At 45.9% G+C, this 12,099-nt stretch carries 7 protein-coding genes; all 7 read right to left on the bottom strand.

The window, feature by feature from the left end; genetic code table 11:
- Window positions 1–2,028 carry a single-stranded-DNA-specific exonuclease RecJ gene (gene recJ / locus H8S18_RS01945; RefSeq protein ID WP_186856621.1) on the bottom strand — a complete coding sequence of 676 codons (2,028 nt, stop codon included), beginning with the start codon at window positions 2,026–2,028 and terminating at the stop codon, window positions 1–3.
- A gap of 92 nt (window positions 2,029–2,120) precedes the next feature.
- Window positions 2,121–3,050 (bottom strand): protein translocase subunit SecF, encoded by a 930-nt coding sequence (gene secF, locus H8S18_RS01940; RefSeq protein WP_186856620.1) that lies wholly within the window; start codon window positions 3,048–3,050, stop codon window positions 2,121–2,123.
- Complete coding sequence (secD, locus tag H8S18_RS01935) at window positions 3,047–4,351, bottom strand: protein translocase subunit SecD (RefSeq protein ID WP_186856619.1); 1,305 nt, start codon at window positions 4,349–4,351, stop codon at window positions 3,047–3,049. Before secD ends, secF begins: the two co-directional genes overlap by 4 nt.
- 143 nt (window positions 4,352–4,494) lie before the next feature.
- Window positions 4,495–8,826 carry a PolC-type DNA polymerase III gene (locus H8S18_RS01930; RefSeq protein ID WP_186856618.1) on the bottom strand — a complete coding sequence of 1,444 codons (4,332 nt, stop codon included), beginning with the start codon at window positions 8,824–8,826 and terminating at the stop codon, window positions 4,495–4,497.
- A complete protein-coding gene (ispG, locus tag H8S18_RS01925) occupies window positions 8,823–9,887 on the bottom strand; it encodes a flavodoxin-dependent (E)-4-hydroxy-3-methylbut-2-enyl-diphosphate synthase (protein ID WP_186856617.1) in 1,065 nt (354 codons plus the stop codon). Before ispG ends, H8S18_RS01930 begins: the two co-directional genes overlap by 4 nt.
- Before the next feature lie 11 nt (window positions 9,888–9,898).
- Complete coding sequence (locus H8S18_RS01920) at window positions 9,899–10,921, bottom strand: M50 family metallopeptidase (protein WP_186856616.1); 1,023 nt, start codon at window positions 10,919–10,921, stop codon at window positions 9,899–9,901.
- An 18-nt stretch (window positions 10,922–10,939) separates the two neighbouring features.
- On the bottom strand, window positions 10,940–12,085 hold the full coding sequence (gene dxr, locus H8S18_RS01915; RefSeq protein WP_186856615.1) for a 1-deoxy-D-xylulose-5-phosphate reductoisomerase: 1,146 nt from the start codon (window positions 12,083–12,085) through the stop codon (window positions 10,940–10,942).
- Window positions 12,086–12,099: the final 14 nt, after the last annotated feature.

Here is a 12,099-nt window from a genome sequence, read left to right as displayed (position 1 = left end):
TTAATTCTCCCCTGCACCAAACTTTTGATATAGCCTGCTGTCTGAAAGCTCATGCTTCCCAGAATGTATCACAATGTGTATTTTATCATCTTTTTTCATTTCTAGCAAACCCAATTCCTCAAAGACAGACAAGGCAAATGCAGTTTTATTTTCCGTCAATCCGGCAACATATTTCTGTACAAATTCCGCGAGACTGCCTTCGTCCGCAAAAGAAACGGCTTTCTCGTTTATTTTTTTTAAGACCGTATACACCCTAAGCAATGTTTCACGGTCGAGAAAATAAGTTTTACAGTCCGCCTCACAGGGTGAAGCTGTTTTTTGCAAAAAGGTGCGTGCAAGCTTCATTTTTTGCAAAGGAGTTTCTTCATAAGAAAGCGTATTGACAATCATCTGCGGTTTCATATCGAAGGTATTGATGTTAAGCGTTCCCACCACATCTGCGTACCTTGGGACATCAACTGCCTGCGTACCAAAAATTACGGCGTTTATACTTTTTCCGTTTTTTGAGATTTGAAATTTGGCATGTTTGTCTTCGCCAATAGCGCGAATATCTTCGATGTGCGCGCCTTCAATCAGGAGTTCTATTTGTTCGTTCTTAAACCCAAACGGCCGCATTGTCTCAAATTCCGCAATCAAAGAATTTGAGACTTCCGCCGGGGTAATTTTAAGATCATACATTTTGAGCGGTTTAAAAATATCATCCTCATAATGTTCTTTTAAAAATTCATTTAGCCTGTGCTTTAATTGCCGGATATATTCTTCTTTTATGGTAAGGCCTGCCGCACCCGCATGCCCGCCGAATTTTTCATATATCGTTGCCTGCGAATTCAGGGCTTCATAAATGTTAACGCCGGGGATACTCCGCGCAGAGCCTGTAAAAATTCCCGGTTCCGATTCGCCGAGGAGGATGGTAGGCTTCACATACCGTTCGGAGACTTTGGAAGCGGCAAGACCAACAATTCCGATATCCCAGTCATTTTTATATAAAATAATTATCTTATCTCCGGGATCCCCGGTTGCCTCCTGCATTTGCATCGCTTCAGCAACAACCCGCTCCTGCCGCTGCTGCCTGTCTATATTCAGTGTACACAATTTTTCCGCAAGACCTTCAAGTTGTTCCGGATCATTTTCAGTCAGGAGTTCAAAGGCGGTTTTTGCTGTAGAAATGCGCCCTGCGGCGTTTATGCGCGGAGCAAGTACGAATGATACGGTCTGCGCATCAATTTCAGACGTACGTTTGACACATGCTTTTTTAACAAGCGCATTAATTCCGGGATTCGGGTCTTCATTGAGCTTTTTTAGTCCAAGAGCTGCAATTGTGCGGTTTTCGCCCAGCAAAGGTACGATATCCGCAATTGTGGCAAGTGCGGCAATGTCAATCATTTCAAGAGCTGCATCTCCGATCAGGGCTTGTGCAAATTTAAACGCGACCCCTGCTCCACATAAGGAATGATATGGATATGTTTCATCCGGACATTTAGGGTTCAGTATATAATCTGCTTTAGGTAAAACATGCGGGCATTCGTGATGATCGGTAAGGATCGTCGTCATGCCCAGTTCTTTTGCCCGGTCAATTTCCTGTGTGCTGGTGATGCCGCAGTCCACAGTAATTAAAAGCGATATTCCCTGTAGGCGTTCAATATTTTCCAATGTGAGGCCATACCCATGCTCCATACGGTTCGGCAGGAAGACTTCTACTTTTGCGCCCATTTGGTTCAAGGTTTTATACAAGATTGCGCTCGCAGAAATACCATCCGCATCATAGTCTCCGTATATGCAAATTTTACCTTTTGTTGCGATAGTATGCCTGACAGCACTGACGGCGTCATGCATATTCGCAAATAAAAACGGATCACGTAATTGGCTGATATCCGGATTTAAAAATATTTGTGCTTCCTGCGGACTGGTGATTCCCCGCGCACAAAGAAGCGCGGCGGTTAATTTGGACAGCTTCAGCTCTTTACGCAGCCCGTCAATGACCGCAGGGCTATTATTCACTTGGGATTTTTGCTTCAGGATGTACTTCATATTGCTGTTTCCTTAGAAAAAAGACCTCCTCATTTGGGAGGTCTTTTTTAATTTCAGATCACTGCTCAAATTGTTCGTAACCTACAGATATCTTAAGCCTTTGCAGCTTTTTTCTTTGTTTTCGCTTTTGATTTAGCGTTTTGTTTTTTCTTGTCGAACCGGTCGGCAAGCAACGCCCACATCGGAGCTGCAAGAAGTACGGACGAATATACGCCTGCCAGTAAGCCTACGATAATCGGGAATGAAAACTCCTTGATCGTCGGTACGCCAAAGATATACAGGCACACAATCATAATCAACGTTGTCACGGACGTATTGATTGTCCGGGTAAGCGTTTCCTTGATGCTCGTATCGGCAATTTCCGGCCGCGTAAAACGCTTGGTTCCCATTACCTTAAGATTATCACGAACACGGTCGAATACTACGATCGTATTATTGATGGAATAACCAATGATCGTAAGGCATGCCGCAATGAATGCACTGTTGATTTGAATCTGCAAGATGCACATGATAGCGATCATAATTCCAACGTCGTGGATCAGCATAACAACTGCGCTGATACCGTTATAGAGCTGGAACCGAATCCAGATATAAATCAGCATCAGGCCGCAGGCAATTGCAACTGCAAGGAAAGCATTCCGTACCAGCTCGGAACTGGCAACGCCCCCAACCTTATCGACCGACACGATTTCTGCGTCCGGATACGTTTGCTGGATATCCGTGAGAATTGCCTCGTTTGTCGTGGACTGTAATTCATCCGTATCAAGTGTGCGCATACGGATTTCCGCCTGCGTATACCCTTCTCCGGCTTTTACAATCGGCGAATCACCCATTCCGTTATTATCGAGCGCTTTCTGGACGACATCCGTTTCAAATTCTCCTTTGAAATCAATAGATACGATGCTACCGCCCGTAAAATCGATACCGAGATTGAGACCGCCGTTGATGACGCCAAAAATAATTCCCAGTGCAATAATGACAATTGGAATCATCAAAAACTTTTTGAAGTGTTTTGTAATCACTGTGCGCCACCTCCTTCTTTTGCTGCCTTGGCAGCTTCACGAAGCTGTTTTGCTTTAGCCATAAATACATTGGGGTTTTTGATGTTTAGGTTAATAAACATTTTGAGAATGCCCCTCGTGATCGCCAACGCTGAAATCATAGATACAACGATACTGATAATCAATGTATAGGCAAAACTTTTAAGTGTACCGGTACCAAATACCGCAAGTACGATTGCACAGATCAGAGTTGTAATATTAGAGTCGAGGATCGTAACGAATGCTTTCTGGAATCCACCGTTAAAAGAAGTCCGCAATGTCTTTCCGGAACGGAATTCTTCCTTGAAACGCTCAAATATAATGACGTTTGCATCAACAGCCATACCGATGCCAAGTATAATACCTGCAATACCGGGAAGCGTAAGCTGTACGCCAGGAACGCTGCCAAGAAGCAGAAGTACAAAGCAAACGTACACGATAAGCGCCATACATGCCACAAGCCCCGGCAATCTGTAATAGATCAGAATAAAGATAAACAGGATTGCAAGACCGATGAGGCCTGCGATGATGCTGTTTTGCAGGGCGCCTGCACCAAGTGTCGCACTGATAGAACGCACTTCGATTTCCTGTAAATCGAGCGGTAATGCGCCACTTTCAATCTGCATTGCAAGATTCTGGGCACTTTCGGCCGTAAAGCTACCTGAAATTTCACCTTTTCCACCAGTGATAGCCTGATTTACCGTCGGTGAAGAAATGGCCTCGCCGTCGATGGTGATGGAAATCGATTGACCGACAAATTTCTCAGTCGCTTCGGCAAATTTTTCAGCGCCCTCTGCCGTCAATTCAAAATTGACGACATACTGGAGGTCATCCTGCCGCTGCCCCGCCTGCGCTTTGGCAATATCGCTTCCTTCAAGGATCGTCACCCCATCCGGCCCAACGAATTCAAGCTTTGCAGGAGTTCCTATAAACTCGGCCACTTCATTTGGATCCTGAATGTCGCTGGTACTGTTGATCGGAATCTCCACACGGATCCGGTCTGTTCCCTGTTTTGTAATCGTGGCTTCCGTAAATCCTTTCGCGTCCAACCTGTCCCGGAGCACCAGAATCGCACCGTCCATCTTGTCGTCAAAGTTTTCGATCGACGTATCTGCCGCCTGATAAACGGTATAAACGCCGCCGGTCAAGTCCAGTCCTTGTTGGATACCGTTGAGCGGCTTGATTTCATAAATCCCAACACTGAAACCGTTGATGACAACAAAACACAACAAAGCGATCAAAATGAATGTTACAATGATGCCGACTAAGCTACGTTTTTTCATCAATGTTCCTCCTACCTTCTTAAATTATCAGACAAAATCAAGCCTTTGTCCGCTGTGAAAAAGAAAAACTGCATAATACAGTTAAAAACTCACTTTAATATTATATAGCCGCACGGATAAATAGTCAATTGCAAAACCGTATGCTAAAAATCAAACAGGCTCAGTTGATTTGTCTGGGAAAGTCCGGTTAGCGTCCCCATTTTTTGCATTTCTTCGATAACAGATGCGGAAAGCTTTGCACGTTTCCTTAAATCTTCAATGGAAATAAAAGCCCCCTTCTCCCGCTCTTCTACAATTTTCGCCGCAGCATTTCCTCCAAGTTTGGGAATCGAGAGGAATGGCAGCCGCAGTCCGCCCTCTTCAATGAGAAACTTCTCAGAGTCTGACCGGTCAAGATCAACCGGGAGGAAATGATAACCACGCAAATACATTTCACACGCTACTTCGAGCATAGTCGCCATATTTTTCTCATTGGCTGTCGCATTGCCGTTATTTTCAATAATTTGCCAGTTTTTCTTAATGTCGTCGAGCCCCCCCAGAATGTAAGAAGCGTCAAAATCGTTTGAACGGACCGTAAAATAAGACGAATAGAACGCCTCGGGATAGTGCACCTTACAGTAAGCAATACGGTATGCCATAATAACATAGGCGACGGCGTGCGCTTTGGGGAACATGTATTTGATTTTTTTACAGGATTCAATAAACCAATCTGCAATATGCGCATCGTCGAGCGCCTTTTGCATATCCTCTGTAAAACCGTTTTTTGCGACCTTTCCTTTTCGGGTTGCTTCCATTATGAAAAATGCCATTCGCTTTTCCACACCCTTGTCGACCAGGTAATTCATGATATCGTCACGTGTACAGATTGCTTCTTTGAGGGTGCATGTTCCGGCTTTGATTAAATCCTGCGCATTCCCAAGCCATACGTCCGTACCATGGGAAAGACCGCTGATTCGTACAATTTCAGACATCGTAGTCGGTTTTGTATCCATCAGCATCTGGCGCACAAACTTTGTGCCGAATTCCGGTATGCCCAGCGTTCCCGTCTGTATCCCAAGTAAATCCTTGGATTTCAATCCAAGAGGTTTTAAGCCGGAGAAAAGAGCCATGGTTTCCTGATCGTCAAGGGGAATAGTCAATGGATCGATGCCCGTTGCATCCTGCAAGAGCCTGATAATAGTCGGTACATCATGCCCAAGAATGTCAAGCTTAATCAGGATATCATGCATCGAGTTGAAGTCGAAATGCGTAGTAACCCACTCCGCTTCGGCAGAATCGGCCGGTTTTTGTACCGGCGTAAAATCATATACCTCCATATCGTGAGGAACGATTACAATACCGCCCGGATGCTGCCCCGTTGTTTTTTTTACGCCGGAAACCCCCTGAACGAGGCGGTTGATTTCTGCTTCGTTAGCCTGTGTTCCCGTTTGTTCGAGGAATTTTTTTACATATCCATACGCAATCTTATCCTTAACGGCACTGATTGTTCCCGCACGGAACACATGCCCCTTGCCAAACATTACCTCAGTATATTTATGCGCAGTCGGCTGGTATTCACCTGAGAAATTCAGGTCGATATCAGGCACTTTGTCCGCATCAATTCCCAGGAAAACTTCAAAAGGAATATCATACCCGTCTTTGATATATTTTGTTCCGCACTTTGGGCAAATTGCGTCGGGCAGATCAACGCCCGACGGATATTTTTCTTTGTCGATATCAAAGTCGGAGTGTTTGCACGCCGGGCATACATAATGCGGCGGCAACGGATTTACTTCCGTAATTCCCGTCATGGTTGCCGCGAGGCTGGATCCAACCGACCCCCTTGAGCCAACGAGGTAGCCGTCGTCATTGGATTTTTTAACCAAAAGATGCGCGCTATAATATAAGACGGAAAATCCATGAGAAACAATGGAATCCAGTTCCCTTTTCAGCCGTGCCTCGATGAGTTCAGGAAGTGGGTCTCCATATTTTTCCTTTGCGGTTTTGAAAGCGAGTTCAGTAATGTTTTCCGATGCATTCGGTAAACTGGGCATGGCGGTTTCCGATTGGAACAATTCAATTTCTTCCGTCATATCCGCAATTTTATTGGGGTTTTCGATCACAACCTCGCGGGCGGTTTCTTCTCCCAAGTATTCAAACTCTTTGAGCATTTCGTCGGTTGTGCGCAAATAGAGAGGCGCTTGTTCCGTATCATCATAACCCTGGATTTGAAAAATAATCCGTCTGAAATATTCCTCATGCGGATCGAGAAAATGCACATCGCATGTTGCGGCAACCGGTTTATTAAGTTTCCTTCCCAACTCGACGATGCGTTTGTTCAGCCGGCGGATATCCTCGTTTCCAGCCAATATCCCCTTTTTGACCATAAATTCATTGTTGGCGGTAGGCTGTATTTCCAAATAGTCATAAAAAGACGCAATTTGCAGGAGTTTTTTTTCATCAGCCCCTGCAAGCATCGCCTGGTAAAGATCGCCCGCCTCGCAGGCCGACCCGATAATGAGTCCTTCCCGATGCGCGTCGATTACACTCTTTGGCATCCGTGGCTTACGGTAAAAATAATCGAGGTGGGCAAAAGAAACAAGCTTGTACAGATTTTTCAATCCCTGCTTATTTTTGCACAGCAAAATAATATGATATGTTTTCGCGTTCTTACCAGTTGCATGGCCCGAAAACATCTGGTTTACGCCTTGCATGTCCTGTGCGCCTTGCTTTTCAAATTCCCGGAAACATTCAAGCATAATTTTCGCAGTGCACACCGCGTCGTTCACCGCACGATGATGCTCTAGCGGAATGTGCAAGTGGGCCGCCACCGTATTCAGTTTATGATTTTTGAGGGATGGAAACGCAAGGCGGCATAAAGCAAGGGAATCTACCACCGTGTTCTTATAAGTGATCCCAAATTCCCCAGACTTATGAAAAATAAATTTTGTATCAAAGTCCGAATTGTGGGCAACCAGAACGGCGTTGTCTCCGCAAAAACGCCTGAACTCCGCAAGTGCTGCCTCTGGCAATGGCGCATCCTTTACCATGTCGTCGTTGATCCCCGTCAATGAAACAATACGGGGCGGAATTGGCCCGCTGGGCTTTACAAATGTCTGAAAACGGTCAGTCAATTCTCCATTTATAACACGAACGGCGCCAATTTCCGTAATATCGCAATTAATGTGCGAAAGACCGGTGGTTTCAATATCAAATACGACGTATTCATCATAGAAGCCTTTAGGCATATCGGAATCATAAATACGTTTCGAGTCATCGATCATATAACCTTCCACACCGTAAATCAGGTGGATGCCGCTTGCTTTTGCCGCGTTTGCAGCATCCGGAAAAGCCTGTACGACTCCATGATCTGTGATTGCAATCGCTTTATGTCCCCATTTTGCGGCACGCGCTACAATTTTTTTGACATCCGAAACGCCATCCTGTGCTGACATTTGCGTATGTACATGAAGCTCTACTCGCTTTGATTCCGCCTTGTCTTCCCTATCCTTGTGATTGGATTTTTCAATTTTTTGCGCCTTCACTGTTTTCTCATGCTCAAAACTGTCGTCTGCGCATAGGCCTGTCACTACGACCCACTGACCCTTTTTAGGCGGAGTCAGCCGCGTTTTAAATTTATTGCCCTCCAGGAAAAAACAGGTAATACTGGATGTATAGTCGGAGAGTACAAATTTATGTTTGATGAGTTCTCCATTTTTAAGTTCTTTATCTTCTGTATAAACTACTTCGCCTTCAATGGTAACGCGCGTATCCGCTTTGAGTTCGCATACTTTTGTTACCGCTCCCTTCGGCGCCGTACTTTTAGGTTTCAGCGCAACCGAAGCATCGGCAGGCGGCATATTCGGTTCCGCTTCCTCCGGCGGGGCCTCCCATGGCGGTGGTGCCTCGTCCCTGACCGGCACCGGGCGTACGGCCGGCTTCTGCGGATTATTCCGGGGGCAGATAGCCTTTTGCACATCTGCGGATACTTTGTAGCCGCTTTGTGCATCTTCAGCCACGCCAATGCGCACTTTGCCGTTCACCCCATAGATATCATTCAGGAAATGTTCTGCCAGTATATTTAACTTCATCGTACTAATAATTCCTTCTGCCATCTTCGAAGCGCAAAGGATTTCCAGTGTACGGTCATTTAAGACTATTTTTGCTGGTTGGATAAAAGGCATGACGGTAGGTTCCGATAAGATAAGATAATCTTTCAGATACTGTTCCAATATTTTTTCGTCTTGAAATAAGGTGTCTGCATGGCAGGATTGATCCAGTGAAATTTTTATTTTTACATTGCAGGATTCTTCCAGTTCCCGTTTCACTTTCAAGAACTCGAATGGTGCAAGATGCTCCACCGTTTTGAAAAAAGCCCGCAACACTTCTTCTTCTGCGATAAATTCTACTCGGTCGAACTGTATCAGGTTCGAAAAACGCTTATCTTTGTTGATTTTGTCAATAACTTGTGTGAGACTTTTTATAAGCGCGTTCAACGTTCTTTGTTCCTTTCCTCTACCAATTCCAGAATCATACGCCTTAGTTCCGGCAAGATATCAAACTCGTCCACTTTTTTGATGACTTTTCCGTGAGAAAACAACAACCCTTCACCGCGTCCGCCGGCAATTCCGAGATCTGCTTCGCGGGCCTCCCCCGGACCGTTGACCGCACAACCCATTACAGCAATTTTAAGGGGAATACTGATATTTTGTGTGAACTTTTCGATGCTCTCAGCGATTTTTTCGATATTGATCGTACAACGGCCGCATGTCGGACAGGAAATGATCTCTACCCCCGATTTCCGTACGCCGCAGCTCTTCAGAATATCGCGTGCAGCATAAACCTCCTGTACAGGATCCCCCGTTACGGAAACACGTAAAGTGTCGCCAATTCCATCCAGGATCAGGGAACCCATTGCAATAGCGGATTTAATGACCGCCATATGATAGGTTCCCGCCTCTGTTACGCCCAGATGCAGCGGATAGTTTGTCAGCTTTGCGATTTTTCGGTAGGCCTCCACACACACAGGAACGTTTGAAGATTTAATGGAAACCACAATATCATTGAATTTCGCACGCTCTAAAATATGAATATTTTCAAGTACGCTTTCGATCAAAGCCTCCGCCGTGGGTCCGCCGTGCTTTTGCAGGACATCTTTGGACAAGGAACCTGCATTCGCACCCACCCGGATTGGAATATGTGCCGCTTTGGCCGCATCCACTACGGCGATAATTTTTTCCCGTCCGCCAATATTGCCAGGGTTGATGCGGATTTTGTCCGCGCCGTTTTCAATGGCTGCAATTGCCGCCTGGGCATCAAAATGGATATCTGCAACAAGAGGGATGGAAATGGAGTCCTTAATTTTACGGAATGAGAAAGCGCTTTCTACATCAGGTACGGCACAGCGGACAATTTCGCACCCTGCTTCCTCAAGCGCGTGAATTTGCGCAACCGTCCCCTTTATATCCCGTGTATCCGTATTTGTCATCGACTGGATTGTAATTGGATTCCCATTCCCGATTGCAACAGTTCCAATTTTCACTTCACTTGTTTTCATTTTCTCGTCCTTTACAATATCAAACGCTGCACATCCTGGAAAATCAGGAATATGGCAAGTCCGAAAATAAGTACCATACCGATCAGGTTAAGCGTTCCTTCCACTTTGGGAGATGCAGGCTTCCTCCGTATTCCTTCCACGGCATACAGAACGATTTTTCCGCCATCAAGTGCAGGAATCGGAAGCAGGTTGACGATGGCAAGGTTGATGCTCAGAAGCGCGGTTAAGTTAATTACCTGATCCCATCCGATCATTGCAGCCTGCCCTACCATGCTTGCGACGCCAACGATTCCCGACATGTTTTCCACGCCCTGTCCCATGAAGAACAGGTTTCCAAGCGCCATAATCATTTCGCGCGTTACCAGAAAAAGCCATTTGAAGCTGAGCGCAATGGCTTCAAAAAAATGAAACGTTCGCGGCTCAAGCGAAAGAGACATTCCTGTCACTTTTCTGCCATCTACCTCTTCCGGTTCATAAGGTACGCTGAATGAAATCTTTTGCCCATCACGCTCCACGGTAAGCGCAAGGATATCTCCCTGTTCCGCTCCAAAGGCATCCTGTAAATCATAGGTAAAATCAATACGCACTCCGTTCATTTCACGGATAATGTCTCCCTCCATGATGCCTGCGGACTGTGCGGTAGAACCCTGTTCAAGCCCCGAAACAACGGGCTGTGCGTTGCCTACGGTCATCAGGAGAACCGCCGCCAGTATAACGGCGACAATTACATTCATCAGGGGGCCGGCAATAATCGTCAGGAACCGGCTTTTCAGGGATGCAGCACGAAAATCCCCGGGAACGGGGTCTTTTTCCTCATCGTCGGCAAACTTATTATATCCTCCGATGAAAAAGGGGCGGATCGAAAATTCCGTTTCTCCCCGGCGCCACTTGATAAGTTTAGGTCCAAAGCCAATCGCAAATTCAGCAACTTTGATTCCGCGCTTTTTTGCTACGATATAATGTCCAAATTCATGTGCGACGACGAGTGCTGTCAGCACCAGCAGCGTCACCACAATACTTAGTACAATCTGCAATCATTTTCCTCCTGGCGTTTAGAGCAATGTCTTCACATATGCTCTGATGTCTTTGTCCAGATTCAGTATTTCAGAAATAGTCTTCGGTTTATCTGTATAAAATTTTCTGATACTGCTCTCAATCAATCCACTCAGCCTCCCGAATTCAATTTTACCTGCCAGATAACAAGCGACCGCTTCCTCATTCGCCGTATTATAAACTGCGGTTGTATCCGTCCGGATTGCTTCGAAAGCAAGCGCAAGGCAAGGAAATTTCTCCATATCCGGCTCGAAAAATTCAAGGCTGCCGATCTCATAAAAATTCAGCGGTCTAACGCAGGGATTTTCCAGCATTTCGGGGAAAAGCAACGCTTTTTGGATTGGCATACGCATATCTACCGGGCCCAGTTGCGCCGATACTGAAGCATCCCTCCATTCCACCATAGAATGAATAATGCTCTGCGGATGAATCAGCACTTTGATCCGCTCCGCCGGAACACCATACATAAAATGGGCCTCCATTACTTCAAGTCCCTTATTTGCAAGAGACGCTGAATCAATTGTAATTTTTTGCCCCATGGACCAACGCGGATGCTTCAAAGCTTTTTCAAGCGGAGCATGATCGATTTCATCCTTACTCCAGCGCAGGAATGGCCCGCCGGAGGCGGTAATCCATAAATTTTGCACATCTGTTACATCAAACTCATGGTTAAGGCATTGAAATAACGCCGAATGCTCGCTATCTACGGGCAGGACAAGCGTTCCTGTTTCACGAATCATCCTTTGTATCACTTTTCCGCCGCAAACAAGCGACTCCTTGTTTGCAAGAGCAACGGTAATTTTATGCCTCAGGCATTCTTCAAATGCAGGTAATCCTGCAATCCCGAGAACAGATAAAATAACCATATCCGGCTTTCCCGCAGTACATGCCTCAAGAAGGGCGTCATACCCCGAAAGGATTACCGGCTCATAATCAAGCAACGTGCCGAGTTTTTCAACATCCGCATTTACTCCTGTAACTGCTACATATTCCGGTTTCAGGTCGTTTGCTATATGCGCCAACGCCTCTACATCCCGGTGCGCAGAAATACATCCTACATGAATACGGTCCGCATATGCCCGCGCCACATCCACCGACTGCTGTCCCACAGAGCCGGTCGCCCCCAATATTGTAACGTTTTTCAACCAATTTCTCCTTA

This window comes from Christensenella tenuis (genome assembly GCF_014287795.1).
Taxonomy (GTDB): domain Bacteria; phylum Bacillota; class Clostridia; order Christensenellales; family Christensenellaceae; genus Christensenella; species Christensenella tenuis.
The sequence above is the reverse complement of the archived record's forward strand: the minus strand, read 5'-3'. Positions and strand labels throughout refer to the sequence as shown.